Genomic DNA, 21965 nt, shown 5'->3' with positions numbered 1-21965 from the left:
GCCATGACGCCCAAAGTTTCGATTATCATTCCATTTTATAATGATCCTTATATCGACGAAGCGGTTATTAGCGCACTCTACCAGACGTATCCGAATATAGAGGTTATTGTGATTGACGATGGTTCCACCCAGCATCAGAGTAAACTCGCTCCTTATCGCTCCCGCATTCATTATATAGGAAAAGCAAATGGAGGTACCGCAAGCGCACTCAACTATGGTATGCAGCTGGCAACGGGTAAATATGTAGCATGGCTAAGCTCAGATGATCGTTTCATGCCTGATAAAATCACGAAGCAGGTCGCTTACATGGAGCGAATGAACGCTCAAATTAGCCATACCGATTTTGACATTATGAATGAGAACAGCACGGTGATAATGCGATCCGCGGCTGCCAAATACCCTACTTCAAAAGCATTCATTACCGCACTCAAACGCGTCTGTCCGGTTAATGGCTGCACAATTATGATGACTAAGGATCTCATTCAGAGCATGGGTTGGTTTAATCAATCGCTGCCCTACACACATGACTATGACTTATGGATACGGGTTGTTTTAGCACAAGTCGATTTTCATTTTATCAATGAAGCATTGACTGTATATCGCCGACATCCACAGATGGGAACAATCAAGCATATTGACACGATCAAGATTGAGGCGCAAAGCATTAGTGACCTCTATGAAGGACGTCTGGATACACTCCTGGCACAGCTTCCGGGATAATAAAAGATTGAACAAGGACAGCAGCAAAGAGGGCGCGTCTGTTGACCAGTGCCCTCTTTGCTGCTGCCTTTTTAACAATTGTTCTTATTCACGTTCAGCTTTGAACTTGAACGAAATCCAAACGCATTCATGTAGGAATGCCATCGTTTCTCGCAAGCCTCGAATCCCTTCTATGCCTTGAGGTCAGTGGCTTCCTTATGATGTACTGTTCCCATTCCAGTATCCCACCTGTAAAGCGCTGAGCGGCTGAGGCAAAGATGTTAATAATTGCGCCTTGCTTCATTCAGTGCATCGCGCAGCGACTGTTCAAGTGTTAGCTGCGGCAACCAGCCAAGCTTACGGATGGCTTCAGGCTCTTCAGGTATCGGAGATAACGCCTGCGACTGGCCGATCTCCCAGTGCAAGGGCTGCTTTCCGATTAAATCGAACAGGTCGACAAGCTCACCGAGTGATCGCATCGTACCAGATGTAACGGGATAGACTTGCCCGCGTTCTCCCATCATCAGCAGCAGCTCATAAGCACGTACTGCATCTCTAACATCGAGAAGATCACGCTGTTCCGTGCGGGAGGAAAGTCGGAATGGCCTTGGCAGCTGCATGCCATTCGCAGAGCAGTGCTCCGACTCCGCAGTATATCGGGCCATCAGGGCACAGAGCCCTGTCGATCGTCCAGGTCCAATCAAATTTGCCGGCTCCGCAGCCATAACATCTAGGCCATAAAGCGAAGCCCAGCTCTGGACAGTCAGGACCTGCATCGTCTTGCTGAGACTATAGGGATGAGGCGGTATGCCATCCTCGCCTACCAAAGGCAGCTTGAATCTCAGCATCGAGCCGACAACCAGAACTCTGCAAGGAAGGCCCGCTTGTCTTACGGCTTCCATAAGATGTACCGTTCCCATTACATTGCTTTGCAGTGCTGTTATCGGATCACGCCAAGAGCTGTCTACCGCATTCATTCCAGCCAGATGCAGTACATATTCGGGCTGAGCGTGCTGAATACATGCCTCCGTTTCCTCACGCGAGGAAAAATCACAGTAGGTTACAGCAGCCACATGCTGCAGCCACTCCGGTAAAAGTCCCGCAGTTTGCCGCCTCAGCACTGCGGTCACCTCCCAACCCTTGGCGCTGAAATAGCGGCAAGCATGCTCGCCGCTAAAGCCGCCAGCACCCGTAATAACGAGGCGCGGGCGGCTCAAGTTTCCTTCATCCATTGCGCCAATTCCTCCAGCATGACTCTGTATCTTGGAGCCTCATACTGCCAGTCTAGGCGCGCACATTGAAGCGAGCGATCGATATGAATATGATCATTAGGGGTAATGGATACCATGTCCCGTTTGAAGATATCGCGGAACAGGCTCAACAGCTCCAGCTTCGTTATGGTCTCCCCAGCTGTGAGATGGATGATTCCCCAGACCTCTGGCTTGGCAATGGCATAGGTAATCGCTTTCGCCAGTTCCAATGTCGTGACCCCGTTCCACAAGACGCGGCTGTAGCCGCTAATCGGTCCATCCTGATGAAGGAACCAATGCAGTAAACCGATACCATGGCTCCGGATTTCCGGTCCAATGATTGACGTGCGAATCGTCAGATGGCGCTTATCAATAATCTCCCCTAACGCCTTCGAACGAGCATAAACGCTTCTTCCATCTGGCGTATCTGCCTCGGTATAGCGTCCTCTAGCTCCGTCGAACACACAGTCGGAGCTAATATGAATCAAGCGCGCATCAATCGTGTCAGCCAGATGCCGCAGCCAATGAGGCAGCAGGCCATTCACTTGGTATGCTAGAAGAGGGTGTTCCTCTGCATCTTGGTTAAGCAAGCCAACTGCATTAATAATGACATCTGGCATTAATTCATGAACAAGCCTACCGACGGCTTCACCATCCGTCACTTCAAGCCTGTGACCCATGGAATCATCAATCGACCGTGTTGTGTAATGGACTGTGCAGCCTGGTTCAGATTGAAAGTACCGAACCAGCACATGACCTGCCATTCCGCTTCCACCAATGATCAACAGCTTCATAGCAGGAAGCCTCCGCGGATGAGCATCGAGTGAATTTCATCCTTGGTCAATAGCGATTGACTGGAGCTATAGCTCACGAAATCAACTTTTGGATAAATGCTGTAGTGCTGACGAAGTCCCGGAATATCAATCGTGGGTAAAATAACTAGATATTCATTGTCATATACGATTGTCGTCATGCTTTCATGATCCGTTAACAGAATTTCATGAATCTTCTCGCCGGGCCTGATCCCGCTTTCTACCAAGGCTGTCTTCATTCCCATCGCGTCCATAAGCACTTCAGCCAGATCGACAATCCGACAAGTAGGCATCGTCATGACGAAGATCTCACCGCCAAGACTTTCCTCAGATGCTTTGAATAACAGCTGAATCGCTTCCTCAAGAGTGAGAAAGAATCGGGTCATTCTCATATCGGTAATGCTGACCTGCTGCTTCATCCGAATCTGATTCATAAACAGATGAACGACACTTCCATTCGTACCGAGCACATTACCTCCGCGTACACAGATAAATGTCGTTTCCGAGTGAAGGAGATTCGCATAGACGATCAGCTTCTCCCCAATAGCTTTGGTCATGCCGTAGAAGTTAGAAGGGTTCGCCGCTTTATCCGTTGATATATAAATGACACGTTTCACATGATTGGCGATTGCAGCCTCGATCACATTCTGCGTACCGATCACATTCGTCTTCAACGCCTCATATGGCTGATCCTCGCATACGGGTACATGCTTTAGCGCCGCTAGATGGAACACATAGTCCACGCGTTCACAAGCTCTCATCAGCGCTTCCTTATCTCGGATATCCCCGATACAAAAGCTCAAAAGCGGGTTTTTAAACATACGGTTCATCGCAACCTGGCTTGACTCATTGCGAGAGTATACAATGATCTGTTTGGGCTGCAAAGGCAGCAGCTGACGGATCAGTTCATACCCCCAGGAACCGGTGCCTCCGGTAACTAGAATGCGCTGATTAGTAAACATCCCATTTCCCTCCAAGCACATATTTGACCACTTTATCTGACACATCCGTATTCATGTAGCCCTCTGGACACACCCACTTTGCAGGGAGCACCATCATGACAGCAGCCGCTTCTTCGATCCGATGTGCCTTAAGTCCGCATACTACGTTACTCCCGCAATCAATGGTCTCCGGGCGCTCCGTCGTCTGGCGGATCGTTACGGTCGGAACACCGAACAAACAGCATTCCTCTTGCACTGTTCCACTGTCTGTTATTGCACAAGCTGCATGCTGCTCCAGCCTGACAAAATCGAAGAAGCCGAAAGGTTCATGTAATTCAACTCTATCGTCCAGTTCAATCTTCTCGCCGCCACTCTCAATTCGTGAGCGTGTTCGTGGGTGAATGCTGCATAGAAGTCGAAGGTCAAATCGCCTCGCGAGTCGGTTTAACCCCTCCAAAATGCCGGTTAACCGTTCTGGATTATCAACATTCTCTGCTCGATGTGCGGTAACGATCATATAACGACCGGCTTCAAGACGAAGTCGATCAAGAATGTCGCTGGCATCAATTTGAGACTTGTAATGGGTAATCACCTCGTAGATCGGATTACCGGTAAGTACGATACGGTTGCTAGGGAAACCTTCGCGAAGCAGATTATTTTTGCTATACGATGTATAAGGCATATTAATAGAGGAAACCGCATCGATGATCCGCCTATTCTTCTCCTCCGGCACTGTCAAATCGTAGCAGCGATTGCCCGCTTCCATATGCACCACCGGAATACCCATCCGCTCTGCAAGAATCGCACATAAGGCACTATTCGTGTCACCAAGCAGCAGAACAACATCCGGCTTATGGAACGTTAATATACGCTCGACTTCGCCAAACATGAGGGAGAGCTGGCTGCCCAGCGTTTGTTTGGCTCCACTAAGCAGATAGTCTGGCTGCCGCAAGGCAAGCTCTTGGAAGAAAATATCACTAAGCGAATGGGAGAAATTCTGTCCTGTATGCACGAGCACATGCTCTGTGGCTAGCGCATCCAGCTTCTGAATGATAAGACTAAGACGAATGATTTCTGGGCGCGTGCCCAAGATCGTTACCACGCGCATGATAGCTTCCTCCTGCCTGCTCAATAAGGAATATCATTTTCTGCTCTTACCTTGACTAGCTAGCGTCCTCTTCTCTTACGACTCGTCTTTCTTCTGCGGCGGCTGCGTTTTGGTTGTATTCTTCGGATTCCACCGCGATGAGATTTACTTCGCTTTTTCATAGCTTTCTTAAGGCGAAACCGCGTTCCTTTCTGGGTTCCCCTTCGTTTTCTTCTGGTCATTCGCTGCACTGGCGGCTCGCCAATCGGGGCACCATGCGGCAGACCATCAATTAACTCATCAGGAACTTGATGCACATCCTCAAACTGATAACCTCCAAGCAGAAACGCTCTTTCTGTGACAAAAGGGCGAAGTTCTCCCGCCTCGTACAGATACACAAGGGGTGTATTGCCTCGAACAAGATGAAACGAAGGATATTGTTGAACCCGCAAGGCATCTACAAACTTACGCAGTTTGTCGCGATAAACCGCTATCCCGAATGTAGAGATCGATATTTTCCCATTATGGGTACCAACGTCGTTCAGCTTCCTATCATCGCCTAGTAAGCTGCTTACTCTAGTGAATAGCCCATCCACATCACCGGTTTTAGCGATGAAAGCTTCATTACCTGTTGCTCTACCGATTTCGGATAAACCACCAGACCCATACACGACAACCGGCTTACCGAACACCATTCCTTCGAGTGCAGTCATGCCGAAGCCTTCAATGGTTACGCTAGGAACGACCAGAATATCCATGGCTGGATAGAGAGTCTCCACGTGCTCCTCGAATCGAATCCACCGGAAGCGATCCATCATCTGCTGATTGCGCGCATGATCCAAGCATCTCTCAAAATAATCGTTATCCACCGGATTACCTACAATGAGAAACATCGCTTGAGGAAATTGTTCCGCCACAGACAGCGCCATCATCATAAAATGCTCAAGGCCCTTGGCTTCAAATATCGCCGAGGAAATATAACCAACGAGCTTGTGCCCGTCCGAAATACCAAGCTGATTCCTCCGTATTTGCCGCTGTTCTGGCCAGGTGTCAGCGTTCAGCTGTGCATGATCCCATGAGGGAGGAATCAAGGTAGTCTTCGGAAGTAAAGTTGCCGTCCTAAACGGAAGCAGTACCGTCTCCGAGATCCCGATTATGAAATCGGAATAACGCTCAAAGATTGCGACCGACATCGCTGTATGCGGAGTCTCGCGAATAGCCTCCATCACCGTCCAGATAACAGGGATGCCAAGTGACTTGGCAGCTATTGCAGGTAAGGGATGAACGCAAGTGTTGGTGAGGATGACATTCGGACCTTCATGGTGGATGAGCAGAAGGAGCGCCTTCCATTCTGGGCTGCGCATACTCTCATCCATTTCATTGCTCATATGAGGAAGTGCAAGATAGAGTGGAACAATAAGAGGAATATTCTGAACAATAACGACAATACCAAGTAATCTAGCTTGCTCCGCAATCAGACCTTCAGTCGGAACGACAAGCGTGCAGGAAAAGAAAGGCAGCAGTTCGCGGATCATGAATAGCAGAAGCTTCTCAGCGCCAGTAACATACCGCGGGCTGCATATATGCGAGAAGACTAACATTTTAGGCTTTATCTGGTTCAAGCAGCTCGCCATGCTCATTTTACAATGAGCAGGCTTTCACCTCCTACAAGTTTTGCGGAGCAAAACTACTTCGAAAGCATAGGCTAAGTTTTGCGGAGCAAAACTACTTCGAAAGCATACGCTAAGTTTTGCGGAGCAAAACTACTTCCTTTACTATATTGCGAGGGCCGATGAATCGGCACGACAGATGAACCCTTCACAAGTGCACAAAAATTCGTAGAAATCGAATCCACGTTTAACAGTGCACTGATTCTGTCTACTAAATCGGATATAGTATAGAGAGCATCAAATCGAGTCGTCTGGCATAAGTGTGCTCACGCATCGTCCGTGCCAAGCCCCGCAGTGCAATTGCCCGTCGTTCATCCTCATGTGTCAAATAGTATTTAATTTTCTCCACCATTTCTTGAGGAGATGCATAAGTTTCAATTTCCACTCCTGGCGTATAGAAGGATGCCAAATCACTTCTTATATCGGTCAACTGAAGCGTCGCACAGGCTGAGATTTCGAACGTACGGGGATTCGGTGAAGCTGCCGTTATACCCGCGCTGTTACTATTAAAGGTCTCATCATCATGTGCCCGGTGCATGTTAATGGTAATTTTGGCCCCATTATACATGTCAGCCGTTTCTCGCGGTTCCATCCAGCGGCCAACCTCGATCTTACTTTCCATTAGACGAAAATCACGCAGACGCTCCCACCAAATACCGGATATATGCGTATCTTTTGTTGCCAGATAAGCGGTAACCTCATCGAAGAAAACGAGCCGATTCAAATAAGCGGAGCCAATGAAACAAATCTCATGGCGCATTGTACGAGCTGGATTACGGGGCCTAAACTCGGTGGGGAATGCTCCTAGCGGCAAATAGTAGACCCGATTGCAGCCTCGATTACGATAAAACTCCACACAGGTGAGCTCAAGCGTGAACACATCATCATAATGCAGCGCAATTCCAGAGGTAATATCTGTATAGTACGGGTCATCCGTGAACCAGATTGCGGTACGGATGCCATTTTGCCGAATGAGATCGATTTGATCAACATTGAACAGAAGACCATCAAGGACAAGGACAAGATCCGGTCTAATCCGTAACGCGATATCCGCTACGGGCTGCGCCGCATCCGTAATGGTCAGTTGAGCGACAAGCCCTCGCAGGGTTGAGGAGATGGCGTTATCGATCGGGGAATAGGGAAAACCTTTGCCAGTAGCAACGAAGAGCACATGAATGGGCCTGACACCCTGCATTTGCTCTTGCTTCGCCAGTAAGGGCTTGAGGATCGATTCGCATTGACCATACCAATGGCCATGCTCCCACCCCAACCGAAAGCCATCCGCCCTCCCGCGGGTGATTCCCTGTACTGCTCGATAACGCCTTTGAACCGGTTGAATACGTCGACGTTTTCGTAAAGAAGCTTTCATCAGCCTCATTCCTTTCTTGCGCTTATTTGTATTCAATCGTCTTACCATTGCAGTTCATCAGCAAGCTGCTGAATCCTCGTAATAAAGGTGTGTTCCCTTCGTGTTCTGCGCAATCCGCGCAGCGCAATTTGTCTTCGCTCTTCCTCATGACCCAAATAATAGTCAATCTTGGCTCGAAGTTCCTCCGCTGAAGAAAAGGTTTCAAGCTCCTTGCCAGATTGATAGTAGAGAGACAAATCCTCACGCACATCAGTTAACTGCAGCGTACCGCAGGCCGAAATTTCAAAAGTCCGAGGATTGATGGAGCGGCCTGGCAGGTTATGGGTGTTCTTATTATCGCTGCCAGCTAGTGTCGTTCGATGGAGGTTGATGACAATTTTCGCTCCGTTATAATAACGAATCGATTCCTCGACAGGCAGCCAGCCCATCCGGATATAGGGTTTAAGCAAAGTGTAATTTGACAGCCGATCCCAAAGCCCGCCTGCAATGAACACTCGCTTACCAGCTAAGTAAGGCGCGAGTAAATCGAATAACTCTACACGATTCCAGAAGCCCTGACCTATGAAGCAGATATCACTCCGATACTTCTCTTCCGTTCTCATTGGCTTAAACCATTTAGAATGGACAGCAAGCGGCATGTAATGAACAGCCTGGCAGCCCCGTTCACGATATAACTCAACCGTGCTCAACTCATGTGTGAGCACGACATCATAATGCGGGGCAATACTTACGGTTTCTTCCGAAACGTATGGATCATCAGCAAACCAAATTGCCGTTCTTATGCCGAGCGCTCGAACGGCATCCACCTGCCCGAGATGATCCTCTGGGAACACATGCAGCCCATTAAGTACAAGCATCCAATCCGGTCTTATTAATGAGGCTTGCTCGGCCATGTGCTTCGAATCTGACACATGCACCTCGCGGACTAATTGACGAAGCGCCTCAATAATCCCTTGATCGATAGCTTCGAAGCCCTGTGGTATATAAAGGATACTTACATTTCGAGTAAGGGAAATAACCGGCTCTATAAGACGCACCAGCGACTCACAGGCGCCGTCCCGCAGACCTTTCTCATATCCGGAAGCATACCCTTTGTCCGCGGCAGCGGAGGACTTTTTTTTCTTTGATAGCATGGTGCACACCCCTGCCTCATCTATGTTCGTTCTGTCTATATATGTATGCTAGTGACTCGCAAGGCTCTTGGTCACTTGTCCGTCTAGGATACAAAATTGGCGTTTAACCCCTAAGGTCAATAGCTGGTATGCATAAATTTGGTAAGTCCATCACATATTAGAAAGAAGCTGTATGAGGACCATGCAAAAGGAGTTTCAAAGAGCCGCACAAAAACTAAGTCCATGCTTACGAAGTCGTTTTACTTCGTAAAACAAAGCGTATGCTTCCGTAGCGAGTTTTTGCTGGACGCTACCGTTAATCCGGTATCTTAAGCAGAGCCGCACAAAAAACTTTAGGAGGTCATGATTATCCATTTCTCAAAGAAGCATATTGAACCGATTCCAGAAGAAGATACTTCCATTTGGACATGCAGCAATGAAGGATGTACCTGTTGGATGAGAGATGATTTTTCTTTCGGGGAGCAACCAGCCTGTCCGATCTGCAGCTCAAGCATGGTTAGCGGAATTAAAACTCTTCCGATCCTTTCCAACGGGACTAAAAGAGGCTTTCAATAGCATAAGAAAAATAACAACGCCCCTCCTGCGGCTTTACCGCAGGAGGGGCAAATTCAATGACCTATTCAATTATTGTTTAAGCATATTCTGTATGAACGTATCTGCCGCAGCCGTTAGCGGCACGTTCTTCAGCGTAGCGATTCCGACTCTTCGCTGTGGAATCGGCTTGTCCAATTGAACCTCATATACCTCCTGCCGCTGAAGCTCCTCTGTAATGAAATTCTTGACTAAGCAGGCCACTCCAAGCCCAATCCGAGCAAATTCCAACAATAAATCAATGCTGCCCAGCTCAATCTCCGGTTTAATCGCAACCCCCTGCTGTTCCGCTATCCTATCCACATAAGAACGTGTAACACTACCCTTTTCCAGCATAATGATTGGATAACTCATTAGTTGCGCCCAAGATACGGGCTTGTCCGAGAGCTCCTTATAAGCCTCACCCACAATAAAACAATCCTCTATCGTAAGGGTTTCTTGAATCACTACCTCTTGATCGATGATAGGCAAATTGACGATACCCATATCAATTCTACCCTGTTTCAATAGCATAAGTGTCTCTTCCGTTGTCCGGTTCGTCACTTGGATTTTGATAGCAGGATACTTCTTATGAAAATCAGACAAATAGGGCAGCAAATAATGTCTCGACAGTGTATCCCCTGCTCCAATCTTCAAATCGCCGTCCAGAAGCTGGTGCATATCGGCAATTTTACGCTCCCCATTCTCGATAAAATGATACGCTTGTTCAATGTAAGGAAAGAGTGCTTCACCATCTGCCGTGAGTCGAACTCCTTTGGAGGTTCGGAAGAATAACTGTCCGCCAAGCTTGGCCTCCAGCTGCTTGATCGTATGCGTAACCGCAGGCTGTGTGATGAATAGGGCTTCTGCTGCTTTAGACAAGCTGCCTGTTTTGGCCGTGTAATAAAAGACGCGATACCACTCCATATACTCAACCATCCATTAACCACCTTTATATGAGGTATTACTAATATTCATTTTATTAATAGCCTATCTCCAAATTATAATGAGTTATAGAAAGAAAATAAAGGAGTGTTCGTATGCCAATCACAGCTATTGTAGGCGCAAATTGGGGCGACGAAGGCAAAGGAAAAATAACTGACGCCCTCGCAGGAAACGCCCGTTATGTTGTACGCTATCAAGGTGGAAGCAATGCCGGTCACACAATTATTAATGCCTATGGCAAATTCGCGCTTCATTTGCTTCCGTCCGGTGTCTTTTATCCAGAGACTACGAATATTATCGGAACGGGGGTTGCTCTTAACTTGAGCGATTTGTTCCAGGAGCTGGATGGATTGAAGACTAGAGGCGTTCCCGAGCCCAATCTACGAATTTCGGATCGTGCGCAGCTCGTGCTGCCTTACCACAAGCTGTTCGACGAGCTGGAGGAGGAGCGATTAGGCGATGGCAAATTTGGTTCTACACGATCTGGAATTGCGCCTTTCTATGCAGATAAAGCCGCTAAGCTCGGCATTCAAGTTGCTGATTTATATGAAGAAGAGCGTCTTAGAACGAGGTTAAAGGCATCACTTGCAGCCAAGAACGTGCTTCTGGAGCATTTATATAAGAAGCCTCTGCTTGATTTAGAGGACCTTATTGTTGGCTTGCAGGTTTATGCTGAGCGGCTCCGTCCTTTTGTATGTAATACCTCACAATTACTGCGAGACGCAGTCAATAAGAAAGAGCAAATCCTAGTCGAAGGTCAGCTAGGTGCGCTTCGCGATCCCGACCATGGCATCTATCCCTACTCGACCTCCTCGTCAACGCTGGCCGGTTATGCTTCGGTTGGAGCCGGCGTTCCACCCCATGCCATTCAACGTATTATTGCTGTGACTAAGGCTTATTCAAGCTCCGTGGGCGAAGGACCCTTTGTAACCGAGTTAGAAGGGGCAGATGCGGAGAAGCTTCGGAAGCTTGGCGGTGATGCAGGTGAATATGGCGCAACAACAGGCAGACCAAGACGGATGGGCTGGTTCGATGCCGTTGCAACGGCATATGGCTGTTCACTGCAAGGTGCGACGGAGGTTGCTTTGACCAACCTCGATGTGCTGGGTTACTTAGAAGCTATACCTATTTGTACCGCGTATGAAATAGATGGCAAACAAATCACCCTGTTTCCCGTTACTCCTCAGCTTGTGAATGCCAAGCCTATACTTGAGACGATGCCGGGCTGGATGGAAGATATATCTTCTATTCGAGAATTTACTGCGCTTCCGCCGAATGCCCAGCAATATGTTCGATATTTGGAGCAGCTAATCGGCATTCCGATCCGCTGGATTTCAGTTGGGCCACGACGAGAGCAGCTGATTGAGCGGGTTTAACAAGTAAGACTAGAAACGAACTTAAGGCACCCTTATATATTTACACCAGCATCAGGCTCGTCTAATAGGAATAACAAATAATGAAAGAGGTGCTAGGATGACTACTAAGCTGGAAGCAAACGAGTTCCCTCCCTATTTTGAACAATATATCAAGCTCATAACCGAAGGTAATATTGTCAACATTTTGGAAGAGCAGCTTCATGAAATGACCTCTTTATTCAGTCAGTTAACGGATGATCAAGCGGACTTTAGGTATGCAGAAGGCAAGTGGAGTGTGAAAGAGGTTCTTGGTCACATCACAGATAACGAGCGGATTTGGGCATACCGCATATTGCGAATCGCAAGGGGCGATAATCATGTATGCAAGAGCTATGATGAGAATCAATTCGCAGCCGAATCCTCCTTCCATCTTCAACAGATCGACGATCTTCTGGAGGAGTTTATAGTCGTGCGCCGCTCTACGATCATGCTGTTGAAAGGTTTGAAGGATAAGGCTTGGCTTCGCTCAGGCACCTTATATGATGCCAAGTTGACCGTACGTGCAGCCGCTTATGTCATTGCAGGCCATGAGAAGCATCATCGCGGGGTATTGGAAGCGCGTTATGGGCTCGGCAGCAGCCAATAAGTTTCTTAATCAGCCATCCCAAACTTCCTCAATTGCTCCCATTCCTGTTCTAGCTTTAAAATTTCACTCTGTTTGGGACCTATCAGGTCATAGTGGGGGAAGGGCTGACGACGATGAATATAGCTCGGATTAAGCCCTCTCCCCACACACCAGTCAGACAATTTCCCCAAGTCCGAGCAGCCCACTTTAGTCACCGAGTTGCTAGTCGGGAAACGGGGATCGAACCAATAATGAGTAAGGAAAGCGATCTCGCCGCTCGTTACCTTCTCCTTCCAACGCTCCAACTCTTTTCTCGTAATACCGAATGCCATGATGGGTACCGCCTTATAAAATATTATAGTAATTCAACTATATTATCACATTCCCCTTTTCACACAAAAAAACAGCGATCGCCCCAGGCGCTCGCTGTCCTACACTTGCTGCTCATAGGCCAACTGGTGGCCATCTTCGAATCCTTTGGCGAAGCCCGCGTTATAACCTACGTTATAGGAATGATCAAAAGCTCGATTGTATCCGCTATTGTTGGTCTTGGTTTTTGATTTGCGGCTTCGCATTCTGATTCGACGCCGGGTTATCCCTTTTCCCTTGCCTAACTTTTTGCTGCGGCTCGCTTTCTTTGGATTCGCACTCGGACCCTTGACGCGCTTGGTTCGTTTAACAGCCGATACGATGCGCTTTTTGCGCTTACGTACTGTTTGGATCAATTCACTTTCCTCCCGTTCATCGTCTGTCAATGGCTATGCCATTGCTCACTGGTATATAGGCATCCGATTTCAGCCAAGGCTTAGCAGGATCCCCCTTACGCCTACGCATCTTTATACGCATTTCGGCAACCGTCTCCGCCATCGTGAGCTGCATAGCAGTGAGTGATGCTATGTTATCTCGAATTGACTTGGCCATTTCAGGGGAGTGCTCAGAGACATCAGCAACACTATCGAGTATACGAGCGACCGCTTGCTGGCTCCTCGCGATTGAACGGATAAGCTCGATTCGAGCCTCCCACTCCTTGTGGACCAGTTTCATTCGTTCTTATCCCCCATATCGAAATTTCCGCCGAACATGTTCCCCATGTCGCTGCCACCACTATCCTGATCATGACGCAGCGTCGCCTTGAGCACATTCACCATGCCTTGGTTAAGCTTGGTTAATCCGTCTATAACTTCAATAAGCAGCCCATGTACGAGCAGCGTTTCCTTCAAATGCTCCTGGTGCTCCGTATAAGCTTCCGGTGTGACGTGATTACACAGCCAGCTTCGCACTTTCTCCGCTTCAAGTGCCTTTGCCTCTAAGATCATCGCCACGTTCCATTGCATCTTGGCGGAGGCATCGAGCATTCGCGCGTAGGCTTTTTCTCGACTCATCGCTCTGCACGCTCCCTTTCCTCCGCCTTATTCTTCGTCCTCGCCGCCAAGCTCCTTCATCACAGCGCCAATGGTCGCCGCCATCGTCTCCTGTAGATCGGCTATACTATTCAAATAAGCAACGACGTTCTTCGTTAACGCATGGGAGCTTTCCATCAGCTCACTCATCCCCCCGAAACTCGGGTGGTGATCGGGCAATGCTTGCACCATCTGTGCCATCCGAACCGCAACATGACGTTTGGTCTCAAGGATTCGCGCCATTTGCGCATGTGAATGTGACATATGCTCGATCATTTCCGTTACAATATGCTGCATGCCACTGTCCCTCCTTGCTCTTTACCAGCATATGCTCGCTATCTACGCATGATACTGTGAAGGTTCATACAGACCAGCCTGCATTCGATTCCGCAAAGCTGCTACAAATGCGAGGCTACCCGTACAGGGGCGATAATCGGCATGCCTTCAGCTAACATGCCGAGCTGTTCCTCAGACAATAGTGCTGTTGGCTTGAATTGCAAGCCCCATGCCTCCACAGCTGCTCGGCTTGTTACTCGGCGCCGTGTCCCCTTCTCTACCATGTAGAATATGCCGTTGGTTCCCACTGCTGTTAAGCCATCAAACGCCGCTCTCTCTGATCCAGCCGACTGCCCGTTCCAGCGCTCAACTGCTTCCTCCGCCGAGATCGCCTCTCCACAAGGCCAGCGTCTTAAGTCGACTTGTGATACTCGGATCACTGGCAGTGTCACTTCTCCCGTTATCGGTCTCCGAATACCGTTCTCCACCCAATATGGTGTTTCATTTACACCTCGTATAAGTACAAATTCAGGAAAAAACGCCGTTTCACCCAGAGGCTGCAGCTGCTCCTCTGCTGGCTCCCCGCTCGTTATCCGAAACCGCATCATTTCTTTAACGCGGTGAATAAGGTCATACGGATTGCCCCATTTGTTCGAATACACCTGCAAATTATGATCATTCACTTCAACGATCTTCTCACCGAGTGCTTTCATACTGACACTGCCATAATGATGGATAAACGTATCCCTCGCAATAACTAGGGCATAGCCTTGAAGACGAACACGGATATTGTAATCATCATCCTCGTAGTTTCCTACCGTAAAACCTTCATCCAGAAACCCAGTACGTTCCCACAGCTTCCGATGAAAGAGCAAGCAGAAGCCCGTTAATCGGTCCGTTCGCTGCCATTTACCCGAGTCAGAAACATTGAATTGTTCTGCAAATATCGGCATATCCTTCACTCTTGTATATGGAACCTCAATGCATTGATCACCACTGATATAATTCGTAACCGGTCCGACCATGCCAATCTTCGGATCACTATGCAAACAATCCAATAGATTCCCAAGCCACCGTTTGGTCACAATCGTATCATTGTTAAGCAAAAGCAGCGTGGTTCCTTTGGCCATCATCATGCCGACATTAATCGCGCCTGCAAAGCCTCTATTGGTCTCTAATATTCGATAGCGCACCTGACCGACTATTCCCTTCAAATAGTCTGCTGTTCCGTCCGTCGAAGCATTATCGACAACAATAATTTCGTAAGCTGTATCTGTATGGCTGCCAATACTATCTATGCATTGCTTCAAATAATCCACTTGGTTATAGCTTGGAATGATAATACTTGTGCCTTCAAAATAATGGCTGAATCTCTCGTAGCCCGATCGCAGCCCTTCCTCATAGCCAGCTTTTATTCCAATTGGATATGTGCGCGGCTTCACTCTACGGACGGCGGATCGCGCAGACCGGCGCCGCTTATGCGGGCGAGCTTGCCGCCTCTGTTGCTTCATCGCTTCCCTCTCCCATTCCGTTTCCCTGGTTTGTTCTAAAGGTTACAGCACCGCCTCACCCTTGACGATTGAATCCGCCATATGCCCAAAATCCATAGCCACCTTGCCCCGCTCCATCGCAATTCGGTAGCTAATAATGACAGCCGGAATACCAGCAGATACTAGCGCCAAATCGAACACCGTCTCCCGTACCTCCCGCATCACACGATCAATATCCGCAAACCCATTAACAGGATTAATGATTCCCGAAACGATAAATCCGCGCTCGACAAACACGCGCGCAAGCGCTGGAGCAGCGTTGCCGATTAGCAGCAGTCTACGGCCTTGAAGCAGCCTCGAAAGCAGTCCTGCATGATTTAGACTATAGTTAATGGTAGAGTAGGTCATATGCAAACTGCCTGGATCAATACCATGACTGCGCAGCACTGGATACAGCAGAGGTTGAAAATGCTTCATTCTCGACATCGGCACTCCGACGATCTGTGCATGGCTGACAGCAAGCGCCAGCTGATCCCGGGCATTCAAATCTGGAGGATGTACGCCTGCGTAGGGAAGAAAGCCCCCTTCCCTCTTGATGGTCTCACTGTCATAAACAACCTCTTGGGATAAAGCAAGCAGCTCTCCGTCCCCCAGCCTTACAACCGAGCACGGCCGCTGCAATTGAATAGCCTTATCCATTTCCGCATAGACCTCATGTACATCCATAAGTGAATAACAGCGTGGTCTGAGCATCTCAACGCCCGCAGCGATAACTTCTTGCAGACTTACTTCTGGAAGCAGGGTTTGGGCAGGCGTGGACTGTTCGAGGAGCAGTTCGCCTCCTTCGTATACCCCGCGTTCATAGCCATCATGATAGGCGGATTCACGAACACTAGCTAAATCTTCATGTGACAACTCCAGCGCTGCCGGCAGGGCAATAAGAGGCTGACGATGTAGACGTTTAGAGGAGGGACGATTCCCCGCTCTTGTCCGTTTCTTTAATTTACGAAGGCGTGATCGTCGTGCAGCTGGCCCCTTTTTAACTCTAATTTTTGCCCGATTGCCTTTATGTGATGGGCTAGATCCAGCTGGCTTAGCATTAGACACTGCGGAAGTGGTTCTTCTTCGAGGCGCATCCGTTCGACGTTTCATGGTGCAGCTCCCATTAGCTTCACAGCAGCCTCAAGCAACGAATCAAAAGTACCGGCATCTGTCCACCAGCCCTGCAAATGACTGAATGCCAATTTCCTTTTGCCTGCATAGGCATTATTGACATCTGTAATCTCAAGCTCTCCCCGATTAGAAGGGGCTTGCTCCGTAATGTATGTGAATACAGAGGTATCGTACATATAGATACCCGTTACACAATAATTCGTTTGCGGATGAGCAGGCTTCTCATCAATGCGCTCAATATATCCGTTTGCATCGAATACCGGTACTCCATAGCGTTCTGGATCCGGCACCTGCTTAAGCAGCACCATAGCCCCTTCTGGCTGCTGTTCAAAAGCATCAATATGCGGTTTAAGTGACTCTTCGAATAAATTATCGCCTAGCAATACGACAAACTTTTGATCATTGCCGACAAAAGGTTTGGCAAGCTCCAACGCCTGTGCAATGCCTCCAGCTTCCTCTTGTATCCGGTAAGTGAGTGACACGCCATATTCATATCCGCTTCCAAGAAATTGGATAAATGAACCAGCGGCCTGCCGTCCTGTCACCAGCAAAATATCAGATATGCCAGCTTCATTCAAACTCTGGAGGCTGTAGCAAATCATCGGGAGTTTGCCAACCGGCAGTAAATGCTTATTCAACAATCTCGTCAAAGGCAGCAGCCTCGTACCCGTTCCACCAGCCAAGATGACAGCTTTCACTAAAAATAACCTCCTAAGCATAAGCTCCATTATCACAGATGATATTCGTCATAAGTCTGCAATTCTATATAAAACATGCGGGATCTATCTGCCATTTGGTAATAAATTGTTGGCGGTTACGTTCGATTAGCTGCTGTACCTCTTCAGGATTACTCCGTTTGAAGCTCACGCTGCCTTCATGATGAACAAAAACATTCGTACACATTTGTAAGCTATAGCCCTGCATTCGTGCCCGCAAGCAGTAATCATCATCCTCATAATGACCAGGAGTAAACCTCTCATCAAGCTCGCCAATCCGCTCGTATACCTCTCTTTTAATCAACAGGCAGAAGCCAATAAGTCGCATGACGGGCTCTGAAGCGAGCTCCACCTTGCTGCGAACTTCTGCAGCCATGCGATGAAATTCCTGGAGGGATGAAAAAGGGTAGGAGACCTGCTGCTTGCCACTCGCATGGTTCGTAACAGGACCTACCAATCCAATCTCCGCTTGGCTAAATAACGTTTCCGTAAGTTCTGACAACCAGCCATGTGTCACAGTGACATCGTTATTCAAGAGCAGCAGACTATCTCCTGCAGCAAGACGCATGCCTTTATTACAAGCGCGGGGAAAGCCGCTGTTCGTGGGCATCGATATAAAGGTAATTCCCTCTATCCTACACCACTCACAGCTTCCATCATTCGAACCGTTATCGACCACGATAAGTTCATATGGTGTTTCCTGTTCATTTGTATACATTCGAATGGCACCTATGGATTGCTGGAGGAGCTCCAGTCCGTTATAGCTGGGAAGGATAATGCTCGTTTGATTCCTCATGTTCCTCCTCGATCGGGGAACCGAGTTCGGACGCGGTCTGGATACGAAAGTCTGCTGCCGCGCAGCCCCATTGCCGCCGTTAGCGCTTCAATGTGATCCCCGACCTCAAGCTTATTGACTGCTGTATTAGGGGGCAGCTGACCTTTTCGACTCACGGTACGCACCGCATCTGGGACCGGACAACTCATAATGATTAACTTATGTTCAATCGCCAATTGATGTGCAACAGGAGGTACAGATAGGGCTGCTGTACCGATAAGGTTTATTCCTTTACGCGACCATGCGTTAGGCAGCTCAGCTGCGGAATTAGCTAGCAAATCCGGTCGACCTAATGACCAGTTCATAAAAGCTTTCACCCGCGTGAGATCATCCCATTCTCGAAAAAGCCCCACGGATTCGCTGCCATCCGTTAATGCCAGATCCGCGTTATTATCTATCGCTATTAATAAGTGAGCTAGCTGCTCAGCGGGTACAGCTTCCGCTCCATTGGTGAATAATATCGTCTCCGCGCTCGTTAGCCTAGTGCCAACTGCACGACCAACGTCCTGACCAAGTGACTCCTTCGTATGAACAACCGTAATGCCCGGCAAGCTTCGAACAGCCGCGAAGCACTGTTCATCCGCTCCCTCAAGCATCACAATAATTTCCTCTAGCGGCAACCTTAATAATTCCTTCAGCGCGAGCAGATTTATGCCATCCCCCGTAAGCACGATTGCAGCGGCTGCCTTCTTCATCGGAATAGGAAGCCATGTCTGCTCGGGTAAATTCAGCTCGGATAGAAAGCCTTGTGCATAGTGCTTGCCTTCAGCAATCATTTTGTGCGTAAGTAAAGACGACCGATCCTGTCCGTATCTGTGTGTCCAGCTTTCATTAATCTGTTGCTTCAAGGAAGGGGAGAGTTCAATAACAAATCCAGATTCCCGCAAAATTCTCGCATCATGTATACCAGCGCTATAAGCTGCATTCTGTTTACTAGCTGGGGCAATATGACGTTTAGGACGTTTAGGACGTTTTGGACGTTTTGGACGTTTAGGATGACTTAGCGAGGGGCGAGAACGGGAAATACGGCCTGATCGCTTTCGTGTTTTACGGGTACGCCTCACTTTTCTCAACCGCATGGAATCACCTCGCCATCTCACGTTTTCGCAGCATATCTGTGAAGCCTCCACGCTTGTCGGTTTGCACCGTTAGCCATTCAATCGCTTCCAGATGATCACCCACAATAAGCATCTCTAACGGCTGGGTTCGTTCTCGTTCAACCCGTGGCAAATTTAATTTTCCGACATTTACGTGTTGGACCGCTTTGACAACAAGCCCATGATGGATGGCCTTTGCGTGGGCTAACGGAGGTACAGAGAGTGCTGCGGCACCGATCTTTTCCAGTGCAAGTCTGCTCACAGCATGCGGAACTGCTGTCATGGATGTACCTTTTAAATCAGAACGCTGCATCAGGGCATTCAGGGCATGCTTGGCGAGCACAACGCTATGAACAAACTTCTTATTCGTAGGCCCAGAATAATCATTCAATGCGACGTCAACGCCGTCATGGAGTACGGAATGAATGAATGGCCTTAGTTTCTCCGCAGATATGACCATGTCTCCATCGATGAATAGCAGCACCTGTCCTCTAGCAGCAGCCGCACCAATCGTTCGGCCAACATCATGACCAAGCGCATTGAAGAATTCGATCACCTGGGCGCCGCTCCGCTTGGCCAGAGCTACTGATCCATCAGTTGAACCATTAGCTACAACAATGACCTCTGTCTGACTGTGAAGGCGTGAAGCCTCACGGATGACTCGTTCTATCGTTCGCCTTTCATTCATGACGGGAATAATAACAGAGACTACTGGCGCGACCATTGGTAGGATCTTGTTCTTGTAGCCCTTTTCGTTGATGATGCCCCGCATATTCCTCCTTTGAGAAAGAGAACGGGAGGTCTGCCTTTTGGGTGGCTTTATCCGTTTTTTAGAGCCTGCCAATCCAACTCTTCTTCCGGGTGGCTTGCTTCCATTTGAAGGTCGGCTCATCCTGTTCGCTTTGCCAGGTAATGACCGTTTTTGTTTGCGTCTAAAACGTTTCTTCATCGTTATCACCTCTTAACTCTTACGGATTGCCAACCCAAATTTACCATTAGGTGAAAACCTTCTTTTTACAACATATTGTATGGACACGAAAGAGTATAAGGAACGGCTTTTGTACGTCAAGGCTGGAGCCTCGCTTGTGCGTAGAAGCTCGCTGCGCGGACGGATCATTCTTAGGCGAACGCTATCGCTTCTTCAGAACGATTCCGTCCGCTCCGCTAGGCACTTCGTGATGGCAAGCACTGATAATGATTGAGAGCCATTTATTAGACGCGAAAAAAAGGGCACTCTAAAGGAGGCCACTGAAAAAATCCATAATTTTCAGTGGCCTCCTCTGAAGAGTTGACCTTTATTAAACATTCTCTATTTGTTTCTAGCTTCAGCTGCTATTGATCACAACTATCTTACTAATGGCAAGGTGATTTTCCGCCCGCTCTCAATCGATTCGTCAATGGCAAAACAAGCCTCCATCGTTTGCATGGCATCAAAGAAATCACAGCGTGATGGGGTCTGCCCCCGAAGGGTTTGCACGAAATCGTCGATTTCCTCAGCGAAGGGATGGTGCGAAACATCACCGCTGTCCGGCAAGATCGTAGGGATTACAGCGTACTCTGTCTGTCCCGGCAGCTTGTGGCTATACAATTGGTTGTTCATGATCGCCCCTTTTTCCCCGAGCAGGTGAATGTTGAACTTGTACGTAGTTTTGCATTCAAGCGAGGACGATACTTTACCGATCCCACCGTTTCTCAGCTTTAATAGGGCGATCACGTTAGAATCAAACTCATATTCGGAATCCGCCCATGTCCGACAGCTGTATGCTGTCACTTCTTCGATTTCACCTGCGAAATAGCGGACAGCATCCACCGCATGACAACCGGCTGACAGTATACTACTGCCACCGAGCGCCTTTGTCTTACTCCACCGATACTGCGGATAATGCGGACCGATATTATGCCAGTAATCGATTTGCGCCATAAATATCCGGCCAATCGCATCGTCTTCGATCAGCGCTTTCGTATTGCTGAACGATGGGTTCCATCTGAGGACAAACCCGGCGATGGTATGCACCGGGTTGGCTTCGAGTGCCTGCGCGATCTCCCATAATCCCTTGCGATTCATAGCCAGCGGTTTTTCAAAAACGATGTGTTTTCCATGACGTGCGGCCAAGACCGCTTGTTCCGGACGGATGCCGGGTGTAGAGCATAGGACTACGGCATCCACTTGCGGATCCTTTACCGCATCTTCGAAACGCTCGAAAACACGAGCATCTATTTGTAGCTCTTCAAGACGTTGTTTAGCATGCTCCTTATGGGCACTGACAACTGCATATACCTCCGCATCCTTGCGAGCGTCGATCGCTTTCAAATACTCCCCCGCCACCCAACCGGTTCCCACTACAGCAAATCGCATGATTGACATCGCTACTCCTCCTTGTAATTTTTTCGAAACTACAATGGTATTCCTGTTTGCGATCGAAGATCGATTCGCCGCAAGTATAACCTCCAAAGTCTAAAGCGCATCTGTATGGTCACAATCATGTCCGAAAAGTTTGATGTCCTAGCTGGCATAGTAACTC

26 protein-coding genes are annotated in these 21965 nt (G+C 48.5%); 6 read left to right on the top strand and 20 right to left on the bottom strand.

The window, feature by feature from the left end; translation table 11 throughout:
* Positions 1–3 precede the first annotated feature (3 nt).
* Positions 4–720 (top strand): glycosyltransferase family 2 protein, encoded by a 717-nt coding sequence (locus EKN16_RS00235; protein ID WP_232016137.1) that lies wholly within the window; start codon positions 4–6, stop codon positions 718–720.
* A gap of 260 nt (positions 721–980) precedes the next feature.
* Here EKN16_RS00235 and EKN16_RS00230 read toward each other — a convergent pair whose 3' ends face one another.
* From EKN16_RS00230 to EKN16_RS00200, 7 genes are all read right to left on the bottom strand, one after another.
* A complete protein-coding gene (locus tag EKN16_RS00230; RefSeq protein ID WP_125653166.1) occupies positions 981–1931 on the bottom strand; it encodes an NAD-dependent epimerase/dehydratase family protein in 951 nt (316 codons plus the stop codon).
* Positions 1913–2743 carry a dTDP-4-dehydrorhamnose reductase family protein gene (locus tag EKN16_RS00225; RefSeq protein ID WP_125653165.1) on the bottom strand — a complete coding sequence of 277 codons (831 nt, stop codon included), beginning with the start codon at positions 2741–2743 and terminating at the stop codon, positions 1913–1915. The genes EKN16_RS00230 and EKN16_RS00225 overlap by 19 nt, the downstream gene beginning before the upstream one ends.
* The gene (locus tag EKN16_RS00220; protein ID WP_125653164.1) at positions 2740–3723 is read right to left on the bottom strand and encodes a polysaccharide biosynthesis protein; all 984 of its coding nucleotides are present in this window, start codon (positions 3721–3723) and stop codon (positions 2740–2742) included. The genes EKN16_RS00225 and EKN16_RS00220 overlap by 4 nt, the downstream gene beginning before the upstream one ends.
* Entirely contained in the window at positions 3713–4810 is a 1098-nt protein-coding gene (wecB, locus tag EKN16_RS00215) for a non-hydrolyzing UDP-N-acetylglucosamine 2-epimerase (RefSeq protein WP_125653163.1), read from the bottom strand. The genes EKN16_RS00220 and wecB overlap by 11 nt, the downstream gene beginning before the upstream one ends.
* A gap of 59 nt (positions 4811–4869) precedes the next feature.
* Positions 4870–6429: a glycosyltransferase family 4 protein gene (locus tag EKN16_RS00210; protein ID WP_125653162.1), complete on the bottom strand. Its 1560-nt coding sequence runs from the start codon at positions 6427–6429 to the stop codon at positions 4870–4872.
* Between the two features lie 241 nt (positions 6430–6670).
* Positions 6671–7828: a CgeB family protein gene (locus tag EKN16_RS00205; RefSeq protein ID WP_125665678.1), complete on the bottom strand. Its 1158-nt coding sequence runs from the start codon at positions 7826–7828 to the stop codon at positions 6671–6673.
* 41 nt (positions 7829–7869) lie between these two features.
* Positions 7870–8961, bottom strand: a complete 1092-nt coding sequence (locus tag EKN16_RS00200) for a CgeB family protein (protein ID WP_125653161.1) — start codon at positions 8959–8961, stop codon at positions 7870–7872.
* 342 nt (positions 8962–9303) lie between these two features.
* Here EKN16_RS00200 and EKN16_RS00195 point away from each other — a divergent pair, with 342 nt between their 5' ends.
* Entirely contained in the window at positions 9304–9516 is a 213-nt protein-coding gene (locus EKN16_RS00195; protein WP_221226660.1) for a cold-shock protein, read from the top strand.
* Between the two features lie 69 nt (positions 9517–9585).
* On the opposite strand, the gene EKN16_RS00190 is transcribed toward EKN16_RS00195, so the two are convergent.
* Positions 9586–10470 carry a LysR family transcriptional regulator gene (locus tag EKN16_RS00190; protein ID WP_125653160.1) on the bottom strand — a complete coding sequence of 295 codons (885 nt, stop codon included), beginning with the start codon at positions 10468–10470 and terminating at the stop codon, positions 9586–9588.
* A gap of 101 nt (positions 10471–10571) precedes the next feature.
* On the opposite strand from EKN16_RS00190, the gene EKN16_RS00185 reads away from it, so the two are divergent.
* Complete coding sequence (locus tag EKN16_RS00185) at positions 10572–11852, top strand: adenylosuccinate synthase (protein WP_125653159.1); 1281 nt, start codon at positions 10572–10574, stop codon at positions 11850–11852.
* 97 nt (positions 11853–11949) lie between these two features.
* On the top strand, positions 11950–12477 hold the full coding sequence (locus EKN16_RS00180) for a DinB family protein (protein ID WP_125653158.1): 528 nt from the start codon (positions 11950–11952) through the stop codon (positions 12475–12477).
* A 5-nt stretch (positions 12478–12482) separates the two neighbouring features.
* Here EKN16_RS00180 and EKN16_RS00175 read toward each other — a convergent pair whose 3' ends face one another.
* From EKN16_RS00175 to EKN16_RS00125, 11 genes are all read right to left on the bottom strand, one after another.
* Positions 12483–12788: a hypothetical protein gene (locus EKN16_RS00175; RefSeq protein WP_125653157.1), complete on the bottom strand. Its 306-nt coding sequence runs from the start codon at positions 12786–12788 to the stop codon at positions 12483–12485.
* Positions 12789–12887: 99 nt separating this feature from the next.
* On the bottom strand, positions 12888–13181 hold the full coding sequence (locus tag EKN16_RS00170) for a hypothetical protein (protein WP_125653156.1): 294 nt from the start codon (positions 13179–13181) through the stop codon (positions 12888–12890).
* A gap of 16 nt (positions 13182–13197) precedes the next feature.
* Positions 13198–13500, bottom strand: a complete 303-nt coding sequence (locus tag EKN16_RS00165; protein WP_125653155.1) for a hypothetical protein — start codon at positions 13498–13500, stop codon at positions 13198–13200.
* Positions 13497–13838 carry an alpha-helical endospore appendage domain-containing protein gene (locus EKN16_RS00160; protein WP_125653154.1) on the bottom strand — a complete coding sequence of 114 codons (342 nt, stop codon included), beginning with the start codon at positions 13836–13838 and terminating at the stop codon, positions 13497–13499. The genes EKN16_RS00165 and EKN16_RS00160 overlap by 4 nt, the downstream gene beginning before the upstream one ends.
* A 27-nt stretch (positions 13839–13865) precedes the next feature.
* Positions 13866–14153 (bottom strand): nucleoside-diphosphate sugar epimerase, encoded by a 288-nt coding sequence (locus tag EKN16_RS00155; RefSeq protein WP_125653153.1) that lies wholly within the window; start codon positions 14151–14153, stop codon positions 13866–13868.
* A 101-nt stretch (positions 14154–14254) separates the two neighbouring features.
* A complete protein-coding gene (locus EKN16_RS00150; RefSeq protein WP_125653152.1) occupies positions 14255–15643 on the bottom strand; it encodes a glycosyltransferase family 2 protein in 1389 nt (462 codons plus the stop codon).
* Positions 15644–15685: 42 nt separating this feature from the next.
* Positions 15686–16774: a GT-D fold domain-containing protein gene (locus tag EKN16_RS00145; RefSeq protein ID WP_232016135.1), complete on the bottom strand. Its 1089-nt coding sequence runs from the start codon at positions 16772–16774 to the stop codon at positions 15686–15688.
* Positions 16771–17493: a sugar phosphate nucleotidyltransferase gene (locus EKN16_RS00140; protein ID WP_125653151.1), complete on the bottom strand. Its 723-nt coding sequence runs from the start codon at positions 17491–17493 to the stop codon at positions 16771–16773. The genes EKN16_RS00145 and EKN16_RS00140 overlap by 4 nt, the downstream gene beginning before the upstream one ends.
* A gap of 64 nt (positions 17494–17557) precedes the next feature.
* A complete protein-coding gene (locus EKN16_RS00135) occupies positions 17558–18307 on the bottom strand; it encodes a glycosyltransferase family 2 protein (protein WP_125653150.1) in 750 nt (249 codons plus the stop codon).
* Positions 18304–19425, bottom strand: coding sequence for a hypothetical protein (locus tag EKN16_RS00130; protein ID WP_125653149.1), 1122 nt, complete (start codon positions 19423–19425; stop codon positions 18304–18306). The genes EKN16_RS00135 and EKN16_RS00130 overlap by 4 nt, the downstream gene beginning before the upstream one ends.
* Positions 19426–19429: 4 nt before the next feature.
* On the bottom strand, positions 19430–20215 hold the full coding sequence (locus tag EKN16_RS00125; RefSeq protein WP_125653148.1) for a glycosyltransferase family 2 protein: 786 nt from the start codon (positions 20213–20215) through the stop codon (positions 19430–19432).
* Between the two features lie 37 nt (positions 20216–20252).
* Here EKN16_RS00125 and EKN16_RS31940 point away from each other — a divergent pair, with 37 nt between their 5' ends.
* Both EKN16_RS31940 and EKN16_RS31935 read left to right on the top strand, forming a co-directional pair.
* Complete coding sequence (locus EKN16_RS31940) at positions 20253–20408, top strand: hypothetical protein (protein ID WP_164522608.1); 156 nt, start codon at positions 20253–20255, stop codon at positions 20406–20408.
* Between the two features lie 63 nt (positions 20409–20471).
* Positions 20472–20645, top strand: a complete 174-nt coding sequence (locus EKN16_RS31935; protein ID WP_164522607.1) for a hypothetical protein — start codon at positions 20472–20474, stop codon at positions 20643–20645.
* A 143-nt stretch (positions 20646–20788) separates the two neighbouring features.
* Here EKN16_RS31935 and EKN16_RS00120 read toward each other — a convergent pair whose 3' ends face one another.
* Complete coding sequence (locus tag EKN16_RS00120; RefSeq protein ID WP_125653147.1) at positions 20789–21808, bottom strand: Gfo/Idh/MocA family protein; 1020 nt, start codon at positions 21806–21808, stop codon at positions 20789–20791.
* Between the last annotated feature and the right edge of the window lie 157 nt (positions 21809–21965).

It is taken from the genome of Paenibacillus baekrokdamisoli, from assembly GCF_003945345.1.
In the GTDB taxonomy this organism is placed as follows: domain Bacteria; phylum Bacillota; class Bacilli; order Paenibacillales; family Paenibacillaceae; genus Paenibacillus_Z; species Paenibacillus_Z baekrokdamisoli.
Note: the sequence above shows the minus strand (reverse complement) of the source record. Positions and strands in the feature narration are given on the sequence as shown.